Genomic DNA, 26070 nt, shown 5'->3' with positions numbered 1-26070 from the left:
CTGGCCGGCTTTTGCCGGCCGTACGCGATTTCTGCGAATCTTAGAACGAGCTCGGCACGATCCACGGGTCGATGCTGATGCCGAGCCGCGGGCTCTTGCCTTCAGCGGTGTTTTCCGTGGCGCCCTTCTTCTCGACCGAGCCGGTCGAGGCGCAATCGAGCTTCACGTTGGTCTTCGTGTCTACGCAGGTTGCAGCGGACGCATGCTTGACCATGTGGGGCGCGCTGGCGGCGAAGGCCGAGCCCGAAAGTGCCAGCACGGCTGCGAGGGTGAAGAGTGTCTTTTTCATAGTCTGTCTCCGTTTTCGACGGGTGAATTCTTGTCGTACATGTACGATGCACTGTACACATACGTCCGTAGATCGCGAAGTTCAAGATAAAACCGTACGCGTACGCTAAACTTTTTGTTAACCAAGAATTCGAAAGGAAACTGGCGTTCAGCAGTTGACCGGTGTGTCGGTCAGCGGCGGCACGTTTTGCGTGCTGAGCGTGGCAAGCGTGAAATCGCACATGCGCTTCACGAAAGCCTGCGGATCGCCGAAGGGGTAGAACGGAAAGGTGATCAGCAGCGAGATCGTGCCGTGGCCAACTGCCCACAGCATGGTGGCGATGGCGCGCGGGTCGCCCTGCAATTTGCCGGCGGCCACGCAGGCCTCGACCCTGCTGATCAGCACCTTCATCGCCGGGTTGCCCTCTTCCATGTCCTCGTAGCTCCTGCCTTCCGGCAGCTTCGTCTTCTCGGTCATGAACACGGTGCGGTATTCGTTGGGATTCCCGAGCCCGAAGGCGGCATATTCGGTCATGACGGCCTGCAACGCCTCGATCGGATCGTCGGATGGGTGCTCCTCGATGCGGCGGGCTAGCGTCTCGAACGCATCCTCGGCGAGTGCGAACAGGATGTCCTGCTTGTCGGCGAAATAGGAATAGACCGACATCGGTGCGTAGCCGACCCGCTTGGCCAGCTTGCGGATGGTCAGGCCTTCATAGCCTTCCTCCTGAACGAGCCTGTGCGCGGCCTCGACCAGTTCGGAGCGCAGTTCGGCCTTTTGTTTCTCGCGGCGTGTCTGGACACTCGGCGGCAAAGATCGGTGCCTTTGTTCGGGTTGGTGCTGGCCCAAATTATATACGCTGTACGAAAACGGACAAGGGTGTGACAGGCTCCCAAACGGCAACATGCCTCAGCTCGCACCGAGGCTCGTCCATATCCGAGAGCATCAGTAGCGCGTCTTCAGCGGCAAAAGCGGCAAAGCCTTTCGCGACGCCCCGGCCAAGCCCGCCGGCGGCATCCGCGACCGGCATTGTTGCTGCGTCGAAGCGGCCATCGTCACGCCTCCTTGTCGATCAGTCGGGCAGCGAGATGCGAAAGCAGTTTCACCGCCTCGCCATAGGTTCTCGCCTTTTCGGGATTGGAGGCGTTGCCGTCCAGCGCCCGTTTGAAGACGCCCTGACAGATTGCCGCCAGCCGGAAGAAGGAAAAGGCGAGGAGGAACGTCCAGTTGCCGACGCCGCTGAGTCCGCGCCGCCGGCAGTAGCTGGCGACATAGTTTTCTTCGGAAGGCAGGCCGATCGCGGACCGGTCGATACCGCCCAGGCCGCGAAAACCTGAGGCGTGAGGCAGGCGCCATTGCATGCACTGATAGGCGATATCGGCAAAGGGATGGCCTGATGTCGACAGTTCCCAATCGAGCACCGCCACCACCTGAGGCCGATCGGAAGCGAAGATCAGATTGTCCAGCCGGTAGTCGCCATGCACCAGCGAGACGCTGCCGTCATCTTCGGGCATGTGCGTTTCCAGCCAGGCAATCAGCCGGTCCATATCGGCCACGGTGCCGGTCTCCGAGGCACGGTACTGGCTGGTCCAGCGCGCCAGCTGGCGCTCGAAGTAGTTGCCCGGCCGGCCGAAATCGCCGAGACCCGCGGCCCCGACGTCGACATCATGCAGCGCGGCGAGGGTGTCGTTCATGGCATCGTACATGGCGGCGCGTTCATCGTTATCGCCGGCCTCCGGCAGCGCCGGATCCCAGAAAATGCGGCCGTCGACGAAATCCATGACGTAGAACATACGTCCGATCGGCGAGTCCTCCGACGAGAGATGCAGCATCTCCGGCACGGGCACGGCGGTGCCGGCAAGCGCCTTCATCACCCTGAATTCGCGGTCGAGCTGATGCGCCGATTTCAGCAGCTGGCCCGGCGGCTTGGCACGCAGGACGTAACGGCCGCTTGCCGCCGTCAGCAGATAGGTCGGGTTCGACTGGCCGGATTTGAATTTTTCGATTGCGGCAAGCCCGGAAAAGCCCGGTATGTTTGCCTCGAGGTAAGGCGCGAGCGCCGCCTGGTCGAGGACGTTCGGATCGCTCATGCCGTCTCGGGCTGGCGTTCGATCAAGGTCAGCGTCAGCCAGCGTGCCGTCAGCGCCGGTTTCTTCGAGCCTTCGATCTCGATGGTCACGTCATGCGCGGTCTGCACCCAACCCGACGGCCTGACCTTGACGTCGGCCAGCACGAAACGGGTGCGAATGCGCGCGCCGGTCTTCACCGGCGCCAGGAAGCGCAGCGAATCGAAGCCGTGGTTGACGCCCATCTTGCTGTTTTCCAGCGGCGGCATGGTCTCGAAGGTCATCGCCGACAACAGCGACAGCGACAGGAAGCCGTGCGCGATGGTGCCGCCGAACGGCGTCTCGCGCATGGCCCGCTCCGGATCACAGTGAATGAACTGGTGGTCGTCGGTGGCGTCGGCGAACTGGTCGATCATACGCTGCGTGACCACCCGCCACGGCGACACGCCAACCTCCTTGCCGACATTGGCCAGAAGCACATCGAGACTGATCGGTTCCACGCTCATGTCCTCCAGTTCACCTCCGGCTTCTGTGGCCGGAAAATGTTATTCCTTGAACAGCGTCAGCCCATGCTGCACCGACTGTCCGCCGTCGATCGGCAGGACGGCGCCTGTGACGTAGCTTCCTGCACGGCTGCACAGATAGAGCGTTGCGCCGGCAATGTCATCCGGTGCGCCGATACGGCCGATCGGAACATCGTTTCCGACATGTCTGGCCTGTTCTTCCGTGCCGGTGGCAAACGCCGTCATTCGGCTCTGAAAGGGGCCAGGGGCGAAAGCGTTGACGGTGATGCGGCGAGCGGCGAACTCAAGCGCCAGGGTGCGTGTCAGATGGTGAACCGCGGCCTTCGAAGCCGTGTAGGAATAGGCGTCGTCGGCCAGCGGTTGCGTGCCCATCACCGAACCGAGATTGATGACCCTGGCCGGGTCGGCATCGCTGGCGGCGGCATCGAGCAGCGGTAGCAATTCACGGGTCAGATGGAAGACCGCGGTGACGTTGACGCCGAACACTTTCGCCCACGCCGAATAGGGAAAGCTTTCGAGCGGTGCGCCCCAGGAAACGCCGGCATTGTTGACCAGGATGTTGAGCCTATCGGTCCGCGCCTTGACCTCGGCGACGAGTGCGGCAATGCCGGCCTCGCTGGAGACATCACCCGCAAACCCTTCGGCGCGGCCGGGTGCGCCAAGTCCATTCAGTTCGGCGGCGACCTTGATGCAGTCTTCGCCCTTGCGCGAAGCGATCATCACGCCGGCGCCGGCCTGCACCAGCGCCGTCGCCGCCATGCGGCCGATGCCGGTTGCAGCACCCGTCACCAACGCGGTCTTGCTGGCCACCGAAAACAACTCGTCCAGATAGCTCATCACAGTCCTCCGCGCTCGGCATGCGGGCAAACAGTTCGCGTTGACAAGGCTATCCGAAGTACAGTCATCCTTGCCACCGACAAAATGCCTGGCATCCATGAAGGGTTAGCGACCGATGACGGACATGAATCTCGGCATGACCGAGCGGCTGAGGCCGATCCACGCGCGCGTCGCGGCCATGGTGCGCGACGAGATCATGCCGCTCGACAAGGAATTTCTCGCCGAAGTGGGCAAGGAAGGCGATCGCTGGGTCTATACGGCGCGCCAGAGCGAGATCCTCGAAGGGCTGAAAAGGACCGCGAGAGAGCGCGGCCTGTGGAATTTCTGGCTGACCGGCTCGGAGCGCGGCTACGGCCTTTCCACGGTCGAATACGCCTATCTGGCCGAGGAGATGGGCAAGTCGCATCTCGGTGCGGAAACCTTCAATTGCTCGGCACCGGACACCGGCAATATGGAGGTGCTGGAACGCTACGGCTCGGCCGATCACAAGAAAGCGTGGCTGGAGCCGCTGCTCGAGGGCAAGATCCGCTCGGCCTATCTGATGACCGAGCCGGATGTCGCCTCGTCCGACGCCACCAACATTGCAATGCGCTGCGAGCGGCAGGGCGACGACTATGTACTGAACGGCGAGAAATGGTGGGCATCGGGCGCCGGCGATCCGCGCTGCGCCATCTACGTCGTCATGGTCCGGACCGGGGGCGACAGCGAGCCAAAGCACCGCCGCCATTCCATGATCCTGGTGCCCGCCGACACCAAAGGCGTCACCAAGGTCCGCGCCATGCAGGTCTATGGCGACGATGACGCGCCGCATGGCCATATGCATCTTCGCTTCGACAATGTGCGGATTAGGGCGTCGAACCTGATCGTAGGCGAGGGTAGGGGATTCGAGATCGCGCAAGGGCGGCTCGGTCCCGGCCGCATCCATCACTGCATGCGCGCCATCGGCCAAGCCGAGATGGCGCTGGAAATGCTGTGCCAGCGTTCCATGCGCCGCGAGGCTTTCGGCCAGCCCCTGGCAAAGCTCGGCGCCAATTTCGACATCATCGCGGAATGCCGCATGGAGATCGAGATGGCCCGCCTGCTCTGCCTCAAGGCGGCATGGATGATCGATCAGGGCGACGCGCGGGCCGCCGCCCCTTGGATCAGCCAGATCAAGGTGATAGCGCCCCGCGTCGCGCTCAAGGTCACCGACGAGGCGGTGCAGATGTTCGGCGCGCAAGGCATCAGCCAGGACACGCCGCTGGCGCGGTCGTGGACGCATCTGAGGACATTGCGCCTTGCCGACGGGCCTGACGCCGTCCATCGCCGGCAGGTGGCGCGGACGGAGCTGAAGAAATACTCGCAGGAAAAGGTCTGAGCGCCGGTATCATCTTCCGGCGACCGCTTGCCGAGGCCATGGCGCGGAACTGGCCCAACGGCAAGGTGTTCATCCAGCCTTGGCCCAATCCGAAAGACGCGAGAAACTTGGACATGAGCCGGAAGAATGTCCGGTATCTGGCCGCTGCCCGGATCGTCGGCCTCTGTTCCCATCTTGCGACCCCCTATGCCACGCCGCTTTGTCCGTGATATGTCGCCGCCATCGAATTCCGGACGACGTGGGCAAGCGCCTGATCCGGGCGGGTGTAGGGTGATTTGATGACGATATCCAAGCCGGTCTTCGACCGTTTGGGGTTCAGCCTGTGGATCGGAGCGTTCCTGGTCGTTCTTGTCCTGGTCCTGTGGTCACCCCATACGCGCACGGTATGGAAGGCCTATATAGACGGCAGCGAGGCGCTTCTGGCCGGTCTGCCACTCTACGACACCCAATCCGAGATGGGGTATCTTTACGCGCCAGCCTTTGCCGCGCTGTATATTCCAATAGCCAAACTCGGTCCGCAGCTGGGCGGCGTGGTTTGGCACAGCCTTGGCTTTGCGGTGCTGACCTATGCCGCGATGCGACAGGTGCGCAAGCTCGGCGGCGGCGAATTGACGTGGCTGCTTTCTTTCGGTCTTTTCCTCGCCTTGCCAATGGCAGCGGGGGCGATCCGCAACGGCCAGGCGACGATCCTCTTGACCGGCGCTTGTTGGCTTCTCACCCTGTCGGCGCTGGAGGGACGGCGGGTGGAGACGTTCTTCTGGGCTTCGCTTGCCGTCATCGCCAAGCCGACCGCGATCATCATGCTGTTGTTGGTAGGAGCCCTTCGGCTCCGGTTGATACCGGTGCTGGGGCTGGCCGTACTGTTCGTCCTCGCCCTACCTTACGCTTTCGCTCCTCCCGGCTATCTCAACGATCAGTATCGTGTCTTCGCCAGGATGCTGACCTCGATGGCCGTCGAGAACACCAGCCATTTCGTGCCGACTGATTTCACGGCGCCGTTCACCAGGATAGGGCTGCCCATTCCGGAATTCGGCGCCACGATCATGCGCATCGTCATGGCCCTGTTTACGCTTTCGGCGGTCATCTGGTTCGACCGCAAGCTGGAACGCGGACCGGCGGGGCTGGCGATCTTCCTGACGGCCACTTTCTACATGTGCGTCTTCAACCCGCGCGTCGAGCCCAACACCTATGCAATGATCGCGGTACCCGCCGGTCTCGCCATCGCGCTGTTGTGGCGCGAAGAACGCGGTGGCGTTCTGGCCTCGGTGTTGTCGACGGTGCTGTTCGCGACCGGACTGACCGGCATCGATCGCCATGTGCACGACTTGCTCTACCCCTGGTTCCGGCCGATCGCGGTTACGTTCATCGCGGGTTCGCTGATCTGGTGGTTCTGGGCCACGGCGCGGGTAAAGGTGGTGAATGCAGGGATCGCAAATGACTGAATTGCGGCCGACACTCGATATCGTCGCGCCATTCTTGAACGAGGCGCAATCGGCATCGGCCTTCGCACGCCTGCTCGGCGAACTCGAAGCGGCCGTGGCACAGCGGTTCGGCATGACCGTGCACAAGATCCTGGTCGATGACGGCAGCCGTGACGATGGCGCCCAACGGTTTTCGCAGGCGCTGACGGGGTCGTGGGAGATCGTCCGCCTTAGCCGCAATTTCGGCAAGGAGGTCGCGGTGCTAGCCGGCCTCGATCGGTCGCGCGGCGACATGGTGCTGATCATGGACGCCGACCTCCAGCATTCCCTGGACATCAGCCTGAAGCTGATCGCCGAGCTGGTGGAACATCCTGATGTCGATGTCGTCTATGCACAAAACGACCGGCGCGAGGCGAGCTGGCGGCGCAGCCAGCTGGCCCGGCTTTTCTACAGCCTGATCAACAGCAGTCAGCGTTTCGACATTCCTGAGAATGCCGGCGACTTCCGCGTCATGCGCGGCGCCGTGGCGCGTGCGCTGACCAGCCTGCGCGACAAGCGTCGCTTCAACAAGGGCCTGTTTGCCTGGGCGGGCTTCCGCCAGAAGGCGTTGCCCTATTCGCCGGAGAGCCGGGCCAGCGGCACGTCGAAATGGAGCCGGCTCAACCTGATCGCCTTCTCGCTGGAAGGCTTCACCTCATTTTCCGTCATTCCGCTGCGCCTGATCAGCCTCAGCGGGCTGCTCGCGGCACTTGCGGGCGCGGTTTACGGGGCCAAGGTGCTCTTCGAGGTGATCTTCTACGGCATTGCCGTTCCGGGTTATCCCAGCCTGCTGGTCGCCGTCGTCCTGCTCGGCGGCCTCAATCTGACGCTGCTTGGCCTGATCGGCGAATATGTCTGGGTCACGCTCAGCGAAAGCAAGGATCGGCCGGTCTATCTCGTGCGCGATGTCGTTCGCAGTGAGGTCTCCGCCGACAGATCGGTGGCAGGCGCTCTCGACACATGACGCGGCGCATCCGCCTGATCGCCGACGACTATGGCCTGGCGCCCGGCGTCTCCGATGGGATTCTCGATCTGCTCGATCGCGGCCGCCTGACCGGCACCAGCTGTATGTCCGGCTTTCCGGAATGGCCAAAGGAGGCGGCGCGCATAAAACCTCTTTGCGGCCATGTCGCGGTCGGGCTGCATCTCACCTTGACCGACCAGCCTGCCATCACCGGCAGGTCGAGCCTGGCGCCGGAAGGTCGGCTGCCGCCACTCCGCACGCTGGCCTTGCCGATCCTACGCGGCCGCGTCAATGATCGCGATGTTCATGCCGAGCTCGACGCCCAATACAGCCGCTTCGTCGAAGCACTCGGGCGCCGCCCCGATTTCATCGACGGGCACCAGCATGTGCATTTCCTTCCCGTGGTGCGCAAATGGCTGCGCGCGCGTCTTGGCGAAGAAAGCGACAAGCCGGCGCTACGCGGCGCCCCGGCTCTGACTGCGGCGCCGAAAGTCGCCGCGATCGCCGCGCTCGCCTCCGGCTTCAACCGGTCGATGCGGCGCGCCGGCTTTACCGTTTTCGAGCCGCTCGCCGGCATCTATGACTGGCGCCAACCCGAAAAATTCGCTTCCGTGCTGCAGGCCGCCGTCGAGGCGTTGCCGGAACATGGGCTGTTCATGTGTCACCCCGGCCATGTCGACGCGACCCTGCGCGCGCGCGACCCGATGCAAGGCGTGCGCGAGGTCGAATTCGCGACCCTGGCATCGGATGCGTTCGGCGCCAGCCTGGCCCGCGCCGGTGTCGCAATCATGGGTGGCAAGGGATGAGCGACGCCGAGCGGCCCCCGCGTTCGACCGGCAACAAGATCGTCCGCTTTGCCATTGTCGGACTCGCCAACACAGCGATTGACCTTGCCAGCTTCTCCCTGCTGCTCAAGCTGCAGATGCCGCCGCTGCCCGCCAACATCGGTGCCTGGTTTGTCGCCGTCATATTTTCGTTCGCGGCGAACGGCTTCTGGTCGTTCGAGCGCAATCGAGCCATCCGGCTGCATGATGCGTTCCTTCGCTTCGCCTCGCTTGGGGGTCTGATTTCGCTCGGCGTCTCCAGCCTTTCGATCGCGCTGTTCGCAACGACCGTTGGAGTTTGGCCGGCAAAGATTTCCGGTGTCGTCATCGCCGCGGTGCTTAATTTCCTCGCCGCGCGCTGGTCGATCGAAGGCCGGTTGCTGAAATAGCGGCGAAAGCCGCTTCTCAGTTTTCCCGGAATGTCTCTACTCGGCCGGCTCCGCATTGGTGTAGACGGCTTCCTCGAGCTCGCGCTTCAGCCGGGCCTCCTCATGGGTCTTCGGGGTGACGAAGCGGCCAAGCAGGAGATAGGCGACCGGCGTCAGGAACAGCGTCGAGACGGTGGCAAGCCCCAGTCCGCCGACGATGACCCAGCCGAGCGCGACGCGCGCCTCCGCCCCTGCGCCACTCGCCAGCACCAGCGGCAAGCCGCCGAGCACGGTGCAGATCATCGTCATCATCACCGGCCGCACGCGGATGATCGAGGCCTGCTCGATCGCCTCACGCACGCCAAGCCCGCGGTCGCGCAGCTGGTTGGCGAATTCGACGATCAGGATGCCGTTCTTGGCCATGACACCGACCAGTAAGACCAGGCCGATCTGGCTGTAGGCGTTGAGGCTGCTACCCGAGAAGAGCAGCGCGAAAATGGCGCAGGCAAGACCGAGCGGTACCGTCGCCATGATGATGACGGCGCTGACGAAGCTTTCGAACTGGGCGGCCAGCACCAAAAGAATGATGACTAGGGCGAAGCCGAAGATGGTGACCATGGCGCTGTTGGTCTCGCCCAGCGTCGCGGCCTCGGCCAGCGGCAGGATGCGGCTACCGGGCGGCAACAGCGGCGTGGCGATCTCCTCGGCGCGGGTCAGCGCGGCGCCGAGTGCGAAGTCGCCGCTAAGGTTGGATGTGATGGCCACCGAAGGCTGCTGCTGTTCGCGCGACAGCGATGGCGGCACGGCACGCTCGGTCAGCGTGGCGATTGTCGACATCGGCACGAAGCGTCCGTCGGCTGTTTTCAGGAAGATGTTTTCCAGGTCGGTCGGGTCGTTGATCGGATTTGTCGTCGAGACCAGTTTCACACCATAGCTGCGATCGGCGATGTAGACGTCGACGACGTCGTTGCCGTCGAGCATGGCCTGCAAGGTGTTGGCCAGCCCAGTGATGTCGATGCCGAGGTCGGAGGCGCGCTCGCGGTCGATCGCGACGGCGAGCTGCGGCTGCGTCGGGTCGATCGACAGGCGCGGGGTCTGGAAGCGCTGATCCTTCTGCATCTCGGCGATGATCTTCACCGCTGCGTCGCCGAGCGCCTTGCGGTCGTTGCCGACCAGCGCGAACTGCAGGCCGTTGCCGGCGCCACGGATGCCGAGGCTGTTGGGTTGCACCGGGAAGATGCGCACGCTCGGCACCTGTTTGGTCAATCGGCTGATCTCGGCCATGATCTCCTGTTGGCTGCGGCTGCGCTCGTTCCACGGCGCCAGCGTCATCACCATGAAGCCGGAATTGTAGGAGCCGTTCTGGCCGGCATTCTCGAAAGTGCTGCGGATCTCGCCGGAATCGCGCATTGGCTGGATCAGTTTCTCGATCTTCTGCATCTGCTGTGTCGTGTAGTCGAGGCTGACGCCCTGCGGGGCGCTGATACGCAGCAGCACGGCGGCGCGGTCCTCGGTCGGCGTCAATTCCTGGCGGATGGTGCCGAACAGCGCGAAGGCGGTGCCGGCAAACAGCACCGCGACCAGAAGCACAATCCATGGTGCATCGAGGCAGGCGTGCAGGCTGCGCTTGTAGGCAGTATTGAGCACGCCGCCGATGCGGGCGCCGACGCCGTGACCGCCTTCGTGGTGGAGGGATGCACTGGTCAGCATGCGCGAAGCGAGCATCGGGCACAGCGTCAGCGCGACCACGCAGGACAGAAGCACCGACATGGCAAGCACGAAGCCGAATTCGCGAAACAGGCCGCCGGTCTGGCCGGGCAGGAACGAGATCGGCACGAAGACGGCGACCAGCGTCAAAGTGGTGGCAATGACGGCGAAAAACACTTCCTGTGCGCCGAGCACGGCGGCGGCGCGCGGCCCCATGCCTTCGTTGCGCCGTCGCACGATGTTTTCGAGCACGACGATGGCATCGTCGACGACCAGTCCGGTCGCCAGCACCAGGGCGAGCAGGGTCAGGATGTTGACCGAGAAGCCGGCCAGATAAATCGCGGCGATGGTGCCGATCATGGCGACCGGCATCGACAGCCCTGGGATCAGCGTGGCGCGCCAGTCGAGCAGGAAGACATAGATGACGAGCAGCACAATGGTCACCGACAGGCCAAGCGCGATCTCGACCTCGTGCACCGCGCCCTTGACGAAGACGGCGTCGTCGCTGGTGACCTTGATCGACATGCCCTTCGGCAGGTTTTGCTGCAATTTGGCGACAGCGGCCTGGACGCCGGTCGAGATGTCCAGCGTGTTCGATTCCGCTTGGCGGATGATGCCGACGCCAATGCCGGTCTTGCCATCCGAACGCAGCGTGGTTTGGCCGACATCGGGGCCGAGCGTGACGGTGGCGACGTCGCGGATGCGTGTCGTGCCGCCGATAATGATGTTTTCGAACTCTTCCGGCGTGGTCACGTCGGCCGTCGTGCGGACGATCAGGTCCTGGTTGGTCGTGGTGATCGAACCGGCCGGCGAATCGAAGGCGACCGAGGCAAGCGCCGTCCTGAGGTCGGCAACCGTGAAGCCGAGGCTGGCCAGCTTGTTCTGGTTGACGTCGATGCGGAAGATCTTGTCGCGGTCGCCATAGACCTGGACATCGGCAACGCCGGGCACGGCGGCCAGTTCGTCCTCGATCTGGTCCTGGACCACCACCGTCATGTCCTGGATCGACATGTTGTCCGAGGTCACCGCCAATCGCATCACCGGTTCGGAATTGGCGTCGGCCTTGACGATGCGCGGCGGGTCGGCGGTATCTGGCATCTGGTTGGCGACGCGGCCGACGGCATCACGCACGTCCGAGGCGGCGACGTCGAGATCGACACCGTCGTTGAACTCGATGGTGACGCGGCTCGAACCGAACGAGGAAGAAGACGAGATCGACTTGACGCCGGAGACGCGGGCGACGGCGCCCTCGATCGTGTCGGTCAACTCGCGGTCGACGGTTTCTGCCGCCGCCCCTTCAAAGGCGGTGGAAACAGTAACGACCGCACGATCGACGTCAGGCAGTTCACGAATCTCGACGCCATAGAAGGCGGCAAGGCCAGCAACGGCAATGAGGGTGTTCAGAACGAAGGCCATCACCGGCCTGCGGATGAACAGCGCGGTGAAGCCGGTATCGCTGGCGGTGTTGATGGTTCCGGTCATGAGCCCTCGGCCGCCTCCACGGCACGCTGCTCTTCGCCGGCAAAGCGGACTGTGCCGCCCTCGCTGACGCTCTGGGTGCCTTCGGTGACCACCATGTCGCCGCTGTCGATCTCGGCGTCGATCAGCACGGTCTCGGTGTTGCGCTGGATGATGCGCACCGGGACCCGCCTGGCTTTGCCGTCCTCGATCTGCCAGACATAGGCGCCGTCCGAACCCCACAGGATCGCCAGCGGGCTGACGGCCGGATAGGTCTGTCCCGGGAATTTCATGCTGATGCCGAACGACATGCCGGCGCGCAGGGAATCGGCCGGATTGGCGATCTTGGCTTTGACCAGAAGGGTGCGGCTCTTCTCATCGATGTGATTGTCTATGGCCGAAACCGTTCCGGTATAGGCATTGCTGGGATTGGCGATCGGCGTCGCCGTCAATTGCGCGCCGACCTTGACGGCGGCGGCGAAACGCTCCGGCACCAGGAAATCGACCAGAATGCTGGAGCGGTCGTCGAGCGTGGCGATCGCCGACTGGTTGGTCACGTAATTGCCGGCGGAGATCGGCAGAATGCCGACAGTGCCGGCAATCGGTGCCAGAATCGATCGCCGCTGCAGCGCAAGTTCCGCGTCCTGAAGCGCCAGCTTGGCGCCGGCCAAAACCACTTCGGCATCGGCCACGGCAACCGGTGTCGCGGCGTTGGAGGCGCGCAGCGACTTGACGCGATCGAGCTTGGCCTGCGCGTCCTGCAAGGCAAGCTTGGCGCGGTCCTGGGCGATCGTTTCGGTCTCGGAGTCGAGTGTCGCGATGATCTGTCCCTTGTCGACATGGCTGCCGGATTCGACCAGCAACTCGGCGAGGCGGCCGGAACTGTAGGGATTGACGGTCACGGAGGCGTTGGCACGACCGGTGCCGATTGCCTGCAGGCGATCGTTGATAACGGCCGACGTGGCCGCCAGGGCCACCACGTTCACCCGCTGGTTGCCACCTTCGCGGCCGATTGCCTGCTTCGCGTTGGCGGCGCCGCTTTCAGCCGGGGACGTTGCCGCATAAGCCCAGTCAATGCCCCAGCGTGCCAGCACGTCGTGAGCGCCCGGATAAAAGCGCAGCCAGGCGGATGCCGCCACCACCAGCACCACAAGCGCAAAAATTATCTGTTTCCAGGCGGCCATCGGCACTCCGGTTGGCAAAGCAATCCTTCCGTCTACCGGGTTTCCCGAAATGAAGCAGACGCAGCGAGGCTATTATAAGGCAAGAAGCCACCCTGATATCGCGTTTTTATGACAAGTCTCCAAGGGCCGCGCACATTAAATATATGTAACATTTGAGAAAACATGCGTAACCTTTGGGGTCGTCGTTACATGCACTAACGCAGACTTTCCATCTCGCGAATGCGCTTGGCGCCCTCTGCTTCCAGTTGCCTGGTGACAGCGCCGATCAGCATTTCCGCAACGACGAAGAGGGCAGCGGAGGAATCCCACGCCGACGGCACAGCCGTTCGTCCAGCGATGACATGGCGGGCGAAACGCGCGATCGGCGACAGCCACTGGTCGGTGAACAGCACGATCTGCACGCCGCGCTGATGCGCCTTCTCGGCAAAGCGAGCGAGGCTGTCCTGATAACGCCTGATGTCGAAGATCACCAGCACATCGCGTTTGCCCATGTCGATCAGCCTGTCGCGCCACATGCTTTCCTGGCCGGCAAGGTGAAAGACATCGGGCTGAACGACGGCGAGGTGGGCGGCCATGTAGCGCGCCAGCGGATCGGTGAAGCGGCCGCCGATCAGGAATGTCTTGCCGCGCCGGTCGACAAGCCGGGCGGCGATGTCGGCAAGCTGCCCGTCGGACAGGTGCCTGAACGTCTCGCGCATGTTGTCGAGCGTCGCTTCCAGCATTGGTGACACCGTGCCGCCGCCGGGCGAGGGCGGGTTGAGCGTCCTTGTCGCCGGAGATTGCAATTGCGCCGCCAGTTCATCCTGCAGGCTCGACTGGAATTCCGGATAGTTCTGGAAGCCGAGCCGGGCAACGAAACGCAGGATCGTCGGCGAAGAGACGCCGGCCGTGGCCGAGAATTCGGCAACCGTCTTCAAGCCGATCATCGGGTAACTGGCGATCAGCGTCTGGGCCGCGCGCCGTTCGCCGGCCGGCATCGTGCCGATGCGGTCGGCAATCAGTTCGGCAATACTGGAAATCATCTTTTCCCCACCCTTGGAGCGGGATGGTAAACCATTCCGCTCCGTCTGTTTGTCTTGGTCCCATTTCTCCGACGCCAAGTGATTCTACCTGGCTGCAAAACGCTTCGGCCTAGTCGAAGGTCTTTTCCGAAATCGCATTTGACAAAGTCGCCCAAACTGTATGAAATCATCCATAGGGACGCAATGACACAAAATACGTAACATATGATACAGCGTCCCCGGGGACAGCAGACTATGGAGAAAGCACGGCCCGCCAGCCTTGCAGCGTCTGATACCGTGAGGGTGACGAACCCCGGCGGATCGAGCCCTTTTGTGCTGACCTGCGACCACGCCTCGAACTTCCTTCCCGCTGAATTCGGCACGCTCGGCCTTGCCGCCGAGGACCTGTCGCGCCACATCGCCTGGGATCCCGGCGCGCTGCCGGTTGCCCGCCGCATGGCGGAGGCGCTCGATGCCACGCTGATCGAAACCCGTATCTCGCGTCTCGTCATCGACTGCAACCGACCGCTCGACGCGCCCGACCTCATAATGAGTGTCAGTGTCAGCGAGAAAACCGTCGTTCCAGCGAACCAGGGACTCTCCGCCGACGAGCGGGAGGCGCGTGTAGCGCTCGCATGGCACCCGTTCCATGACACTATCGAGAAGACCATCGAGGATCGGTTGGCGTCGGGCCGAGAGACGCGACTGGTGTCGATCCATTCTTTCACCCCGGTCTTCAAGGGTAAGAATCGGCCCTGGCATATAGGCATCATCCACGACGAGGATCGCCGGCTGGCGTCACCGCTGATATCAGCGCTGAAGCGGCTTGCCGGCGTCACCGTCGGCGTCAACGAGCCCTATTCGCCGGCCGACCGCGTCTATTTCACGCTGGAACGCCACGCGCGCTCGCGCGGCTTGCCTTGCGCGATGATCGAAATCCGCAATGATGAAATTTCCGGCGAGACCGGGCAGCGGAAATGGGGGGATCTGCTCACGGGCATTTTTTCGGATCTGGAGCCGGAGGAGGCAGGACAGACCAGATCGCATTCAGTCGGCCAGATCGCATTCAGTCGGAAAGTCAGTTCAATCGGCTAGCCAGAGCGAGATGAGATTGACGCATCTCGCTCGGAAACAACAGGGGACTTCCAATGATAGCACCGGGTTACACAGACATTGACAAGAAGGAGGACCTCAAGGTTCTCCACGGTATGGGCTATGCCCAGGAATTGTCGCGAAGCATGAGCCGCTTCTCGAATTTCGCGATCTCGTTCTCGATCATCTGCATCCTTTCGGGTGGCATCAATTCCTTTGCACAAGCCACCGGGTCGATCGGCGGCGCCGCGGCGGGCATCGGCTGGATCGTCGGCTGTTGTGTTTCGGCCTGCTTTGCCCTTGCGATGGCGCAGATTGCCTCGGCATTTCCGACCGCTGGCGGCCTCTACCACTGGTCTTCGATCCTCGGAAACCGCTTCACCGGCTGGCTGACCGCCTGGCTCAATTTGCTCGGCCTGATCACCGTGCTGGGCGCGATCAATATCGGCACCGCATTCTTCTTTGTCGGAACGTTCGGAAGCTGGTTTGGCATAACCGGAACGCCTGGCGAGATCGTCGGGTTCGTTACCTTCATCACGGTATTGCAGGCGGTGTTCAACCATTTTGGCATCAGGCTCACGGCCATGCTGACGGATGCTTCGGGCTTCCTCATCCTGGGCGCGACGGCAGTACTGATCGTGGCTTGCTTGGTGTTTGCGCCGGCGATCGATATCACGCGGTTGTGGACATTCACCAACTATTCGGGCGATGCCGGTGGCGGTGTCTTCCCGCAGTCCGACTCCATGAGCTACCTGTTCCTGCTCTGCCTGCTTCTGCCGGTCTACACCATCACCGGCTACGACGCGTCAGCGCATACCTCCGAAGAAACAGAGAAAGCAGCACACTCGGTGCCGCAGGCGATCGTTTCGTCCGTGCTCTGGTCTTCGCTAATCGGTTGGGTGATGCTGTGCGCAATCGTTCTGGCAATCCCCGACCTGGCCGCCGGCGCCAAGCAGGGCTGGAACGTGTTCTTCGCCACCATGGACGCGATCATGCCCGTCTGGCTGAAGACGTTGCTGTATCTCGCAATCCTGATCTCGCAGTTCCTGTGCGGTCTCGCCACGGTGACCTCGGCCTCGCGCATGTTGTTTGCCTTCTCGCGTGACGGTGGCATGCCGTTTGGTTCCGCATCGCTCGCCAAAGTCAACCCGACCTGGCGCACGCCGGTCAACGCGATCTGGACCGCTGCGGTGCTTGAGATCATCTATGTCTTTCTTGCGCAGTTCATTTCGATCGGCGGCACCAACATCTACACCATCGTCGTCAATTCTACGCTGGTGTTCCTGTTCCTGTCGTTCATCATTCCGATCGTGCTCGGCATGATGACTTTCGGAACGGCGAAATGGCCGAATCCGGGCCCGTGGAACCTCGGCGCCGGGCTGTTCAAGCTGTTTTGCGTCCTGTCGGTTGTCGGCATGGCGATCATCTTCTACATCGCCATCCAGCCGCCGAACGACAAGGTGCTATACATCACCATTGGCTTCATTGTGCTGACCGCCGTGCTTTGGTTCGGTTTCGAGAACCGCCGCTTCCAGGGTCCACCGATCGGCGACCAGATTGCCAAGCGCAAGGCTGCCATCGCGGCCGCCGAACTGGCCGTCGGCGAAACCGGCTACTGACATCAACCATCATGGCCATGGCCGGCGTTTTTGCCGGCCATGGTTTCGTTAGCCCCTCTCAATCGTCAAGCGCTGGAGTGCCAAAGGAATGGCCGGAAATTTCTCGTTCGATCAATTGAAGAAAGCGGTCTCCAGCGGCGAGATCGACACGGTGCTGGCCTGCATCGTCGACATGCAGGGCCGACTGGCGGGCAAACGGTTCCTGGCGCAATACTTCGTCGATTCCGCGCACGACGAAACGCATGGCTGCAACTATCTGCTGGCCGCCGACATCGATATGGAGCCCGTGCCCGGCTACAAGGCGGCGAGCTGGTCGAAAGGCTATGGCGACTTCGTCATGAAGCCGGAACTGGCCACGCTTCGGCGCATTCCCTGGCTGGAAAAGACCGCACTTGTGATCTGCGACGTGCTCGACCACCACACGCATGACGACCTGCCGCACTCGCCGCGCGCCATCCTCAAGAAGCAGGTCAAGCGGCTGACGGAGCGCGGCTATATCGGCTATTTCGCTTCAGAGCTGGAATTCTACCTGTTCAACGAGACCTACGATTCCGCCCGCAAGAAGCATTGGCAGGGCCTCGACACGGCATCGCCCTATATCGGCGATTACCAGATCGGCATCACCACCAAGGAAGAAGGCGTCATGCGCCGGCTTCGCAACGAGATGGAAGCGGCCGGCATCCCGATCGAGAATTCCAAGGGTGAATGGGGTCCCGGCCAGGAAGAGATCAATGTGCGCTACGCCGAGGCGCTCGACATGGCCGACCGCCACGTCATCCTGAAGAACGGCGCCAAGGAAATCGCCGAGTCCGAGGGCAAGGCGATTTCGTTCATGTCCAAATACAATTATGGGCTCGCCGGCAATTCCAGCCACATCCACAATTCGCTGTGGAGCGCCGACGGCAAGACGCCGCTGTTCTTCGACAAAAATGCGGAGTGGACGCTGTCGACGCTCGGCCAGCAATGGGCGGCCGGCCAACTCAAATACGCCAACGAATTCACCTGGTTCCTGGCACCTTACGTCAACTCCTACAAGCGCTTCCAGGCCGGAACCTTCGCGCCGACCAAGATCATGTGGAGCGAGGACAACCGCACCGCCGGTTTCCGGCTGTGCGGCGAGGGCACCAAGGGCATCCGCATGGAGTGCCGCATCGGCGGCGCCGACCTCAACCCCTATCTTGCCTTCGCGGCGCTGATCGCAGCCGGTCTTGCCGGCATCGACGAGAAGCTGGAACTGCAAAAGCCGTTTGTCGGCGATGCCTATCAGGCATCTCGCCTGCCGGAGATCCCGAAGACGCTGCGCGATGCCACCGAGACGCTGACGAACTCGATGATGCTGAAGGAGGCGCTCGGCGAGGACGTGCTTGAACACTATGTCCATACCGCCAAGTGGGAGCAGTTCGAATACGACCGCCGGATTACGGATTGGGAACTGCATAGAGGGTTCGAGCGATATTGACAGTGTTGCGTTTTTCGCACTATGTTGTAATTATGGCATCGCAACATACGGGAGGCAGGATTGCCCCGAGGCAAAGCCAATGTCGACAAGGTGTGGTTTGACAGTCAGATGAAGGAGCGCAACCTGACGGTGCGCCGCATGGCCACCCAAATGAACATGCACTACAGCGCCCTGTCGCGGACGCTGAACGGCGAGCGGCGTATGCAAGTTGATGAAATACGCAAGATCGCTGAAATTTTCGACCAGCCGGAAAGCGAGGTGTTGGTCCACCTGGGCTCTTCGGATGCGAAGGCGGCGGAGCGTCGTCCCGGCTTCATGGAGGGGCAGGTGGATTTCGAGAAGGCGTTAGACGTAAACGACCCCGCTGGAGAATACATCGTGCCGCCTCGAGGCGGCGATCCGTTGTTTGGATGCATGGCTGGGACGCTCACGCTTCTCCCGGACGTCGATTACACCGCACCCGCGGATCCGGATTGGGGCAAGGTGTATGACGACTGATGGGGTGCTCCTGGACACATGCTTCATACTGTGGCTGTCGACGGAACAACCGGTCGCGAGAGCGGCGGTTGAGAGGGTGACAAGCGCGCGGAAAAATGGCGACGTGATCGCCGTTTCCGTCATGTCCGCTTGGGAAATCGGAATGCTGGTTTCTAAAGGCCGGCTTCCGCTCATCAAGTCACCGCTCGCATGGTTTGAACGGTTCGTGAAGACTGGTGCAACGAGTGTTGAAGGAATCGACAGTGAGCTCTTGGTCGAGTCTTCGTTCCTGCCCGGCGTCGTTCACAATGATCCAACAGACCGGATCATCATAGCTACGGCGCGCTCGAAGAATTTGGAAATTATCACCCGCGATCGCGCGATCCTTGCCTATGGCTCGGCTGGCTTCGTCAAAACAGTTCCTTGTTGATTTGGAGACGTTTAATTGGAAACCGTGAAACTCATATCCCCCGTCGATGGCTCGATCTATGCCGAGAGGCCCGTGGCAACGGACCAGGCGATCAACGCCGCGGTCGAGCGCGCCAAAGCGGCGCAGGAGAAGTGGGCTGAGACACCGATCGTCGAGCGCGGCAAGTACATGCTGGCGATGCTAGAAGCGCTGGTCGCGATGACCGACGAGATCGTGCCGGAGATTGCCTGGCAGATGGGGCGGCCTGTTCGCTATGGCGGCGAGTTCGGCGGCGTCAAGGAACGCACCAACTACATGGTCGAGATCGCCGAACAGGCACTCAGGTCAATGCCGGCTTCCAATCCGAAGGACGGTTTCCGCCGCTATGTGAAGAAAGATCCGCTCGGCGTGGTCATGGTGATCGCGCCGTGGAATTATCCTTATCTCACCGCCGTCAACACCATCGTGCCGGCACTGATGGCCGGCAACGCCGTCATCCTCAAGCATGCGGCGCAGACACTGCTGGTCGGCGAGCGCTTTCAGCAGGCCTTCGAGAAGGCCGGTCTGCCGAAGGGTGTGTTCCAGAATATCGTGCTCAACCACGCCCAGACCGAGAAGCTGCTCGGCTCGGGCAAGATCGACCATGTCAATTTCACCGGTTCGGTCGCCGGCGGCCGCGCCATTGAAAGAGCGGCGGCGGGCACCTTCATGACGCTCGGCCTCGAACTCGGCGGCAAGGATCCGGCCTATGTGCTGCCCGATGCCAAGATGGACCATGCGGTCGCCAATCTGGTCGACGGCGCTTTCTACAATTCCGGCCAGTGCTGCTGCGGCATCGAGCGCGTCTATGTGCACGAGAACGTCTATGACGAGTTTGTCGAAGGCTTCATCGCCGAGACGAAGAACTATGTCGTCGGCAATCCGCTCGACCAGGCGACGACGATGGGGCCGATGGCGCAGGCGCGCTTCGCCGACCTGATCCGTGAGCAGAAGGCCGAGGCGCTGCGCAAAGGCGCGGTGGCGCACATCAACATGAAGGTGGCGAACGACAAGGCCGGTTCGCCCTATCTGGCGCCGGAAGTGCTGACCAATGTCGATCATCAGATGAGCGTCATGCGCGAGGAGAGCTTTGGCCCGATCGTCGGCATCATGAAGGTGCGCAACGACGAAGAGGCGATCGCGCTGATGAACGACAGTCCTTACGGGCTGACGGCCTCGATCTGGACGCGCGATACCGAGCATGCGGTGGCGATCGGCAACCGCGTCGAAACCGGCACGGTGTTCATGAACCGCTGCGACTACCTCGATCCGGCACTGGTATGGACCGGCGTCAAGGACACCGGCAAGGGCGCGGGGCTGTCGGCCATCGGCTACGACAATCTGACGAGGCCGAAGTCATTCCATCTGCGCGAAGCCATTTGATTTATTGAAAGACAAAAATGTCCAAGCTGATCTCCAAATGGAACTACCCCACCACCGTCCGCTTCGGCGCCGGGCGCATCAAGGAATTGCCTGAGGTGCTGGCGGCCACCGGCATCAAGCGGCCGCTGTTCGTCACCGATCCAGGCCTGGCAAAACTGCCGGTCGTCGCCTCGACGCTGAAGATCCTTGACGACGCCAAGGTCCCCTACGGCGTCTTCTCGGAGGTCAGGCCGAACCCGGTCGAATCCAATCTGACCGCCGGCATCGACGTGTTCAAGAAGGGCAAGCATGACGGCGTCATCGCCTTCGGCGGTGGTTCGGCGCTCGATCTCGGCAAGCTCATCGCCTTCCAGGCCGGGCAGACGCGGCCGGTGTGGGACTTCGAGGATGTCGACGACTGGTGGACGCGCGCCAATTCGGAGGCCATCGCGCCGATCATCGCCGTGCCGACCACCGCGGGCACCGGATCGGAAGTCGGCCGCGCCGGCGTCATCACCAACGAGGCGACCCACACCAAGAAGGTCATCTTCCATCCCAAATTGCTGCCGGCCATCGTAATCGCCGATCCGGAACTGTCGGTCGGCATGCCCGGCTTCATCACCGCCGGCACCGGCATGGATGCGCTTGCCCATTGTCTCGAAGCCTATTGCGCGCCGGGCTATCATCCGATGGCCGATGGCATCGCTGTCGAAGGTGTGAGGCTGGCTTTCGAAAACTTGCCGAAGGCTTTTGCCAACGGCAAGGATCTCGTCGCGCGCGCCCATATGATGAGCGCAGCCGCGATGGGCGCCACCGCCTTCCAGAAGGGGCTTGGCGCCATCCATTCGCTGTCGCATCCAGTCGGCGCGCTCTACGACACTCATCATGGCATGACCAACGCGGTGTTCATGCCCTATGTGCTGGCCTTCAATCGTGATCCCATCGAGGAGCGTATCGGCCGGCTCGCCGCCTATTGCGGCATCAAGGGCGGCTTCGACGGCTTTGCCAAGGCAGTCATCAAGCTGCGCAAGGAACTGAAGGTACCGCACGCGTTGCCGGGCCTGATCAAAGGGCTCGACATGGACAAGAAGCGCAAGGCGCTGATCGCCGACATGGCCGTGGTCGATCCGACCGCAGGCGGCAACCCGGTCAAGCTGACCAAGAAGGCGGCGCTGACCTTGCTCGAAAACGCCATCGCCGGCACGGTCTGAGGCGTTTTCCGCATCGCAAAGTGATTTGAAAAGGGGCTACAAAAACAAGGGGGAGGATGACGGGCAAGGCAGAAATTAGTTAGCCGGAAAAAGAATCGCGAAGCGATTGCTACAGCCGGTTAAAAAGAGTTTACTTTTCGCACTGCGAGCAGCCGGTTTCATAAAGCTTTCATCTGGCTGTCACATGAAAACGATACCGCATCGCAGGCGTCCAACGGCGTCAGTTCAACGGAGAGAACACATGTTGAAATTCACGGGGAAAATGCTTTCCCTTTCGGCCGCGACCCTGATGGTGTCGTCGGTGATTTCGTCCGCGGCTTCGCTGGACGATCTCGTCAAGGCCGCCAAGGCCGAAGGCCAGCTCACTACCATCGCTTTGCCGCATGATTGGTGCGGCTACGGTGCCGTCATCGATGGCTTCAAGGCCAAGTATCCTGGGATTACCGTCAACGAACTCAACCCCGATGCCGGATCCGGCGACGAGGTCGAGGCGATCAAGGCCAACAAGGACAACAAGGGCCCGCAGGCGCCCGACGTCATCGACGTCGGCTTGTCGTTCGGCCCGTCGGCCAAGAAGGATGGCCTGATCCAGGCTTATAAGGTGTCGACCTGGGATTCGATCCCCGACAGCGCCAAGGACGCCGAAGGGTTCTGGACCGGCGACTACTACGGCGTGCTGTCCTTCCAGGTGAACAAGGATCTGGTCAAGGAATCGCCGAAGGACTGGGCCGACCTGCTGAAGCCGGAATTCGCCAACTCGGTCGCTTTGGCCGGTGATCCGCGCGCGTCGAACCAGGCCATCCAGGCGGTATATGCCGCTGGCCTGTCGTCGGGTGCGGCTGCTGGCGAGGCCGCCGGCACCGCTGGCCTCGACTTCTTCAAGAAGCTCAACGCCGCCGGCAATTTCGTGCCGGTCATCGGCAAGGCCGCCACGCTCGCCCAGGGTCAGACTCCGATCCTCGTCACCTGGGACTACAACGCGCTCGCCGGCCGTGACACGCTGAAGGGCAACCCGCCCGTCGACGTCGTCGTGCCGAAGACCGGTGTCGTCGCCGGCGTCTACGTGCAGGCGATCAGCGCCTACGCGCCGCACCCGAACGCAGCCAAGCTCTGGCTGGAATACCTCTATTCCGACGAAGGCCAGATCGCTTGGCTGAAGGGCTATTGCCACCCGATCCGCTTCAACGATCTTGCCAAGAACAACAAGATCCCGGCGGACGTGCTGGCCAAGCTGCCGCCGGCTGAGTCCTACGCGGCCGCGGCGTTCCCGACGCTCGACGAGCAGGGCAAGGCGAAGGAAGCCATCACCAAGAACTGGGATGCCGTTGTCGGCGCCAACGTCAAGTAAGTTACGCCATGCCGGGCGGCCTCTGGGTCGCCCGGTCTTTCTCTCGAAGACGGTAGCCGGCGCATGACCGATATCTCAATGTCCGACCACGCTGTTACCGGCAAGACTGCGCCTCCCGCCGAAGCACGCAGCATGCGGCTGCCCACACAATGGCTGGGTGTCGCGCCGTTCTTCATCTTCGCCATAATGTTCCTGATCCTGCCGACGCTGTATCTGATGCTGGGCGCGTTCCAGAATGAGGCGGGTGAATTCACCTTCGAAAATATTGCCGCACTGGCGCAGCCTTCGATCATTGCCGCCTACTGGATTTCGATCAAGGTCAGCCTCGCCTCATCGCTGATCGGCGCCTTCGCAGGTCTCGCCATCGCCATCGCCATTGTGCGCGGCGGCCTGCCGGAGTGGATACGCTCGGCGACGCTGACCTTTTCCGGGGTCGCTTCCAATTTTGCCGGCGTGCCGCTGGCCTTCGCCTTCCTCGCCACGCTCGGCCGGCTCGGCCTTGCGACGGTGATCCTGAACACCCTGTTCGGTCTCAACATCTATGCGCATGGCTTCAACATCCTGTCATTCTGGGGACTGACGCTGACTTATGTCTACTTCCAGATTCCGCTGATGGTGGTGATCATCGTACCGGCAATCGATGGGCTGAAGAAGGAATGGGGCGAGGCCGCCGCAACGCTTGGGGCGACCATGGCGCAATACTGGCGCATGGTTGTCATCCCGGTGATCTGGCCGAGCTTTCTCGGCACCGTCATCCTTTTGTTCGCCAACGCATTCGGCGCGATAGCCACCGCCTATGCTTTGACTGGCTCGTCGCTCAACATCGTGCCGATCCTGCTCTATGCGCAGATCCGCGGTGACGTGCTGCACAATGCCCATCTTGGCTATGCCATAGCCTTCGGCATGATCTTCATTACCGGCCTGGCCAATGTCTTCTACATTTGGTTCCGGACCCGTTCCGAGAGGTGGCTGAAATGAAGTCGGGAAAGTTCTGGGCCTGGCTCGTTTTCGCCCTGGGTGCGGCCTATTTCTTCATTCCGCTGATCGCGACCGTGGAGTTCTCCATGCGCATGCGGCGTGGCGAGTACTCCTTCGACGCCTACAAGGTCGTGCTCGGCGATGCGCGCTTCCAGGCGACCTTCGGCTATTCGGTGCTTGCCGCCGTCTTCACCATCATTCTGGGTGTGCTTATCGTGGTGCCTGCTGCGTACTGGATCCGGCTTCGCCTGCCGCAGTTGCGGCCGATCGTCGAGTTCATCACGCTGCTGCCGCTGGTCATCCCGGCCATCGTCATCGTCTTCGGCTACATCAGAATGTACGGGTCGAATTCGCCGCTGCCGTTCCTGGCGACCGATACAGGCACCAATGCCTTGCTGGTCATCGGCTATGCGACACTGGCGCTGCCTTATATGTATCGCGCCGTCGACACCGGGCTTCGCACCATCGATGTGCGTACCCTAACGGAAGCGGCACAGATCCTTGGTGCTGGTTGGGGGACGATCATCACCCGTGTCATCCTGCCCAATGTGCTGATCGCGGTGCTGTCGGGCGCCTTCCTGACCTTCGCCATCGTCATTGGCGAGTTCACCATGGCGAGCCTGCTCAATCGACCGGCTTTCGGCCCCTATCTGCAGAATATCGGCGCCAACCGCGCCTATGAGCCGGCAGCGCTCGCCATTATCGCCTTCGCCATTACCTGGGGCTGCATGTCGCTGATCCAGATCCTGTCCCGCTTCGCGCCGAGATCGGCGAACCGTCCGAACTGAAAGTCAAAGCCATGGCCGATCCGTTTCTGTCCATCCAGCACGTTCGAAAATCCTTCGGTGCCACCACGGTGGTGGAGGATTTCAATCTCGATGTCGAGAGCGGCGAATTCGTCTCCTTTCTCGGCCCGTCCGGCTGCGGCAAGACCACCGTGCTGCGGATGGTCGCCGGCTTCGAGGAGCCGAGCGCCGGCAAGATTGTCGTCAGTGGGAAGGACATCACAAGGCTGAAGCCCAACCAGCGCAATGTCGGCATGGTGTTCCAGGCCTATGCGCTGTTTCCGAACCTGACCGTGGCGCAGAATATCGGCTTCGGCCTCAAGGTCGTCGGCATGCCGAGGGCGGACATCGATGCCCGTGTCGCCGAGATGCTCGGGATCATCAAGCTGCCGCAGATGGCAGATCGCTATCCCTACCAGCTCTCGGGCGGCCAGCAGCAGCGCATCGCGCTGGCCCGCGCCATCGCGCCGAAGCCGAAGCTGCTGCTGCTCGACGAGCCGCTGTCGGCGCTTGACGCCAAGGTGCGCGTGTCGCTGCGCGAGGAAATCCGCTCGATCCAGAAGAAGCTCGGCATCACCACCATCTTCGTCACGCATGACCAGGAAGAGGCGCTGTCGATCTCCGACCGCATCGCCGTCATGTATGGCGGCAAGGCCGAGCAGGTCGGCACGCCGTTCGAGATCTACAACCGCCCGGCAACCAAGTTCGTCGCCAATTTCGTCGGCACGCTGAACGTGCTCGAGGGAACCGTCACCGATCCCGCTGCGGGCACGGTGCGGGTCAATTCCGAACAGATATCGCTGCAGGGCAAGCTCAACGGTTCCAAGTCGGGCGACACGCTGTCGCTGGCGTTGCGGCCCGAGGCGATCTCGCTGGGCCGCCAGCCCGGCCGTGACTCCAGCCTTTCGGGAGAAATTTCCGAAGTGCATTTCCTCGGATCGGTGATCCGGGTTCGGGTCGGCATCGGCGGCAGCACGGTCTCGCTCGATACGTTCAACAGCCCGGCAACGCCGCCCCCCGCGGTGGGTGAAAAGGCCGAGATATCGTTCTCGTCGAGCGATATGCTGGTGCTGCACTAGGCGTGACAGCTCTCCCTCAGGCTGGCACCATGAATGGACGCAACACCGCCTGAAAAACCGGCAGGGCTTCCATTCGCGTGGCTTCCAACGGCGGCGCAGTGATTTCGACCTTGGGTCGATGCGCTCGCCGAAACCAGTAGAGTGTGGAAGAAAAGCTGGTGGGGGTACATTGCCTGCCATCCTGAGCTTGCTGG

The 26070-nt window shown here is 62.2% G+C and carries 24 protein-coding genes; 16 read left to right on the top strand and 8 right to left on the bottom strand.

The features are described 5' to 3' along the window. Positions 1-40: 40 nt before the first annotated feature. The 5 genes from NKJ90_RS00955 to NKJ90_RS00935 form a co-directional block, all read right to left on the bottom strand. Positions 41-289: a DUF680 domain-containing protein gene (locus NKJ90_RS00955; protein ID WP_023759685.1), complete on the bottom strand. Its 249-nt coding sequence runs from the start codon at positions 287-289 to the stop codon at positions 41-43. A gap of 147 nt (positions 290-436) precedes the next feature. Further along, positions 437-1081: a TetR/AcrR family transcriptional regulator gene (locus NKJ90_RS00950; RefSeq protein ID WP_023759686.1), complete on the bottom strand. Its 645-nt coding sequence runs from the start codon at positions 1079-1081 to the stop codon at positions 437-439. A 242-nt stretch (positions 1082-1323) separates the two neighbouring features. Beyond that, a complete protein-coding gene (locus NKJ90_RS00945) occupies positions 1324-2358 on the bottom strand; it encodes a phosphotransferase family protein (protein ID WP_023759688.1) in 1035 nt (344 codons plus the stop codon). Continuing rightward, positions 2355-2840: a MaoC family dehydratase gene (locus NKJ90_RS00940; RefSeq protein WP_263495443.1), complete on the bottom strand. Its 486-nt coding sequence runs from the start codon at positions 2838-2840 to the stop codon at positions 2355-2357. The genes NKJ90_RS00945 and NKJ90_RS00940 overlap by 4 nt, the downstream gene beginning before the upstream one ends. Before the next feature lie 39 nt (positions 2841-2879). Next, positions 2880-3695, bottom strand: a complete 816-nt coding sequence (locus NKJ90_RS00935) for an SDR family oxidoreductase (RefSeq protein WP_023759689.1) — start codon at positions 3693-3695, stop codon at positions 2880-2882. Positions 3696-3810: 115 nt separating this feature from the next. Between NKJ90_RS00935 and NKJ90_RS00930 the strand changes: the two genes are divergently transcribed. The 5 genes from NKJ90_RS00930 to NKJ90_RS00910 all read left to right on the top strand — a co-directional run bounded on the left by NKJ90_RS00930 (position 3811) and on the right by NKJ90_RS00910 (position 8689). After that, positions 3811-5052 (top strand): acyl-CoA dehydrogenase family protein, encoded by a 1242-nt coding sequence (locus NKJ90_RS00930; protein WP_023759690.1) that lies wholly within the window; start codon positions 3811-3813, stop codon positions 5050-5052. Between the two features lie 278 nt (positions 5053-5330). Beyond that, positions 5331-6494: a glycosyltransferase family 87 protein gene (locus NKJ90_RS00925; protein WP_023759692.1), complete on the top strand. Its 1164-nt coding sequence runs from the start codon at positions 5331-5333 to the stop codon at positions 6492-6494. Then, the gene (locus NKJ90_RS00920; RefSeq protein ID WP_023759693.1) at positions 6487-7476 is read left to right on the top strand and encodes a glycosyltransferase family 2 protein; all 990 of its coding nucleotides are present in this window, start codon (positions 6487-6489) and stop codon (positions 7474-7476) included. Before NKJ90_RS00925 ends, NKJ90_RS00920 begins: the two co-directional genes overlap by 8 nt. Continuing rightward, a complete protein-coding gene (locus tag NKJ90_RS00915) occupies positions 7473-8282 on the top strand; it encodes a ChbG/HpnK family deacetylase (protein ID WP_023759694.1) in 810 nt (269 codons plus the stop codon). The genes NKJ90_RS00920 and NKJ90_RS00915 overlap by 4 nt, the downstream gene beginning before the upstream one ends. Next, positions 8279-8689 (top strand): GtrA family protein, encoded by a 411-nt coding sequence (locus NKJ90_RS00910; protein ID WP_023759695.1) that lies wholly within the window; start codon positions 8279-8281, stop codon positions 8687-8689. The genes NKJ90_RS00915 and NKJ90_RS00910 overlap by 4 nt, the downstream gene beginning before the upstream one ends. Positions 8690-8725: 36 nt before the next feature. Here the strand turns inward: NKJ90_RS00910 and NKJ90_RS00905 are convergent, their stop codons facing one another. The 3 genes from NKJ90_RS00905 to NKJ90_RS00895 form a co-directional block, all read right to left on the bottom strand. Continuing rightward, a complete protein-coding gene (locus tag NKJ90_RS00905) occupies positions 8726-11857 on the bottom strand; it encodes an efflux RND transporter permease subunit (RefSeq protein ID WP_352485539.1) in 3132 nt (1043 codons plus the stop codon). After that, positions 11854-13017 carry an efflux RND transporter periplasmic adaptor subunit gene (locus NKJ90_RS00900; protein WP_023759696.1) on the bottom strand — a complete coding sequence of 388 codons (1164 nt, stop codon included), beginning with the start codon at positions 13015-13017 and terminating at the stop codon, positions 11854-11856. The genes NKJ90_RS00905 and NKJ90_RS00900 overlap by 4 nt, the downstream gene beginning before the upstream one ends. 194 nt (positions 13018-13211) lie before the next feature. Then, the gene (locus tag NKJ90_RS00895) at positions 13212-14039 is read right to left on the bottom strand and encodes a MurR/RpiR family transcriptional regulator (protein WP_023759697.1); all 828 of its coding nucleotides are present in this window, start codon (positions 14037-14039) and stop codon (positions 13212-13214) included. A gap of 234 nt (positions 14040-14273) precedes the next feature. Between NKJ90_RS00895 and NKJ90_RS00890 the strand changes: the two genes are divergently transcribed. The 11 genes from NKJ90_RS00890 (at position 14274) to NKJ90_RS00840 (ending at position 25876) form a co-directional block, all read left to right on the top strand. Then, on the top strand, positions 14274-15113 hold the full coding sequence (locus tag NKJ90_RS00890) for an N-formylglutamate amidohydrolase (RefSeq protein WP_023759698.1): 840 nt from the start codon (positions 14274-14276) through the stop codon (positions 15111-15113). Between the two features lie 53 nt (positions 15114-15166). Next, positions 15167-16729 (top strand): amino acid permease, encoded by a 1563-nt coding sequence (locus NKJ90_RS00885; RefSeq protein ID WP_023759699.1) that lies wholly within the window; start codon positions 15167-15169, stop codon positions 16727-16729. Between the two features lie 88 nt (positions 16730-16817). Beyond that, complete coding sequence (locus tag NKJ90_RS00880) at positions 16818-18188, top strand: glutamine synthetase family protein (protein ID WP_352485538.1); 1371 nt, start codon at positions 16818-16820, stop codon at positions 18186-18188. A gap of 60 nt (positions 18189-18248) precedes the next feature. After that, positions 18249-18686, top strand: coding sequence for a helix-turn-helix domain-containing protein (locus NKJ90_RS00875; RefSeq protein ID WP_023759701.1), 438 nt, complete (start codon positions 18249-18251; stop codon positions 18684-18686). Next, a complete protein-coding gene (locus NKJ90_RS00870; protein WP_031260300.1) occupies positions 18676-19095 on the top strand; it encodes a type II toxin-antitoxin system VapC family toxin in 420 nt (139 codons plus the stop codon). Before NKJ90_RS00875 ends, NKJ90_RS00870 begins: the two co-directional genes overlap by 11 nt. Positions 19096-19110: 15 nt before the next feature. Beyond that, entirely contained in the window at positions 19111-20496 is a 1386-nt protein-coding gene (locus NKJ90_RS00865) for an aldehyde dehydrogenase family protein (protein ID WP_031260301.1), read from the top strand. A gap of 17 nt (positions 20497-20513) precedes the next feature. Continuing rightward, complete coding sequence (locus tag NKJ90_RS00860) at positions 20514-21686, top strand: iron-containing alcohol dehydrogenase (RefSeq protein ID WP_023759704.1); 1173 nt, start codon at positions 20514-20516, stop codon at positions 21684-21686. Positions 21687-21927: 241 nt separating this feature from the next. Beyond that, the gene (locus NKJ90_RS00855) at positions 21928-23034 is read left to right on the top strand and encodes an ABC transporter substrate-binding protein (RefSeq protein ID WP_023759705.1); all 1107 of its coding nucleotides are present in this window, start codon (positions 21928-21930) and stop codon (positions 23032-23034) included. 63 nt (positions 23035-23097) lie between these two features. After that, positions 23098-24012 (top strand): ABC transporter permease, encoded by a 915-nt coding sequence (locus NKJ90_RS00850; protein ID WP_023759706.1) that lies wholly within the window; start codon positions 23098-23100, stop codon positions 24010-24012. Beyond that, a complete protein-coding gene (locus tag NKJ90_RS00845; RefSeq protein WP_023759707.1) occupies positions 24009-24800 on the top strand; it encodes an ABC transporter permease in 792 nt (263 codons plus the stop codon). Before NKJ90_RS00850 ends, NKJ90_RS00845 begins: the two co-directional genes overlap by 4 nt. An 11-nt stretch (positions 24801-24811) precedes the next feature. Beyond that, a complete protein-coding gene (locus tag NKJ90_RS00840; RefSeq protein WP_023759708.1) occupies positions 24812-25876 on the top strand; it encodes an ABC transporter ATP-binding protein in 1065 nt (354 codons plus the stop codon). Positions 25877-26070: the final 194 nt, after the last annotated feature.

Source organism: Mesorhizobium sp. M0051 (assembly GCF_040323235.1).
In the GTDB taxonomy this organism is placed as follows: domain Bacteria; phylum Pseudomonadota; class Alphaproteobacteria; order Rhizobiales; family Rhizobiaceae; genus Mesorhizobium.
The sequence above is the reverse complement of the archived record's forward strand: the minus strand, read 5'-3'. Positions and strand labels throughout refer to the sequence as shown.

Excerpts from the sequence above, each read along its gene's own strand:
- NKJ90_RS00880 (WP_352485538.1), top strand. The coding sequence starts at position 16,818 with ATGGCCGGAAATTTCTCGTTCGATCAATTGAAGAAAGCGGTCTCCAGC.
- NKJ90_RS00900 (WP_023759696.1), bottom strand. The coding sequence starts at position 13,017 with ATGGCCGCCTGGAAACAGATAATTTTTGCGCTTGTGGTGCTGGTGGTG.
- NKJ90_RS00905 (WP_352485539.1), bottom strand. The coding sequence starts at position 11,857 with ATGACCGGAACCATCAACACCGCCAGCGATACCGGCTTCACCGCGCTG.
- NKJ90_RS00955 (WP_023759685.1), bottom strand. The coding sequence starts at position 289 with ATGAAAAAGACACTCTTCACCCTCGCAGCCGTGCTGGCACTTTCGGGC.
- NKJ90_RS00940 (WP_263495443.1), bottom strand. The coding sequence starts at position 2,840 with ATGAGCGTGGAACCGATCAGTCTCGATGTGCTTCTGGCCAATGTCGGC.
- NKJ90_RS00890 (WP_023759698.1), top strand. The coding sequence starts at position 14,274 with ATGGAGAAAGCACGGCCCGCCAGCCTTGCAGCGTCTGATACCGTGAGG.
- NKJ90_RS00920 (WP_023759693.1), top strand. The coding sequence starts at position 6,487 with ATGACTGAATTGCGGCCGACACTCGATATCGTCGCGCCATTCTTGAAC.
- NKJ90_RS00910 (WP_023759695.1), top strand. The coding sequence starts at position 8,279 with ATGAGCGACGCCGAGCGGCCCCCGCGTTCGACCGGCAACAAGATCGTC.
- NKJ90_RS00915 (WP_023759694.1), top strand. The coding sequence starts at position 7,473 with ATGACGCGGCGCATCCGCCTGATCGCCGACGACTATGGCCTGGCGCCC.
- NKJ90_RS00850 (WP_023759706.1), top strand. The coding sequence starts at position 23,098 with ATGACCGATATCTCAATGTCCGACCACGCTGTTACCGGCAAGACTGCG.
- NKJ90_RS00845 (WP_023759707.1), top strand. The coding sequence starts at position 24,009 with ATGAAGTCGGGAAAGTTCTGGGCCTGGCTCGTTTTCGCCCTGGGTGCG.
- NKJ90_RS00945 (WP_023759688.1), bottom strand. The coding sequence starts at position 2,358 with ATGAGCGATCCGAACGTCCTCGACCAGGCGGCGCTCGCGCCTTACCTC.
- NKJ90_RS00895 (WP_023759697.1), bottom strand. The coding sequence starts at position 14,039 with ATGATTTCCAGTATTGCCGAACTGATTGCCGACCGCATCGGCACGATG.
- NKJ90_RS00870 (WP_031260300.1), top strand. The coding sequence starts at position 18,676 with ATGACGACTGATGGGGTGCTCCTGGACACATGCTTCATACTGTGGCTG.
- NKJ90_RS00855 (WP_023759705.1), top strand. The coding sequence starts at position 21,928 with ATGTTGAAATTCACGGGGAAAATGCTTTCCCTTTCGGCCGCGACCCTG.
- NKJ90_RS00840 (WP_023759708.1), top strand. The coding sequence starts at position 24,812 with ATGGCCGATCCGTTTCTGTCCATCCAGCACGTTCGAAAATCCTTCGGT.
- NKJ90_RS00925 (WP_023759692.1), top strand. The coding sequence starts at position 5,331 with ATGACGATATCCAAGCCGGTCTTCGACCGTTTGGGGTTCAGCCTGTGG.
- NKJ90_RS00885 (WP_023759699.1), top strand. The coding sequence starts at position 15,167 with ATGATAGCACCGGGTTACACAGACATTGACAAGAAGGAGGACCTCAAG.
- NKJ90_RS00930 (WP_023759690.1), top strand. The coding sequence starts at position 3,811 with ATGACGGACATGAATCTCGGCATGACCGAGCGGCTGAGGCCGATCCAC.
- NKJ90_RS00860 (WP_023759704.1), top strand. The coding sequence starts at position 20,514 with ATGTCCAAGCTGATCTCCAAATGGAACTACCCCACCACCGTCCGCTTC.
- NKJ90_RS00935 (WP_023759689.1), bottom strand. The coding sequence starts at position 3,695 with ATGAGCTATCTGGACGAGTTGTTTTCGGTGGCCAGCAAGACCGCGTTG.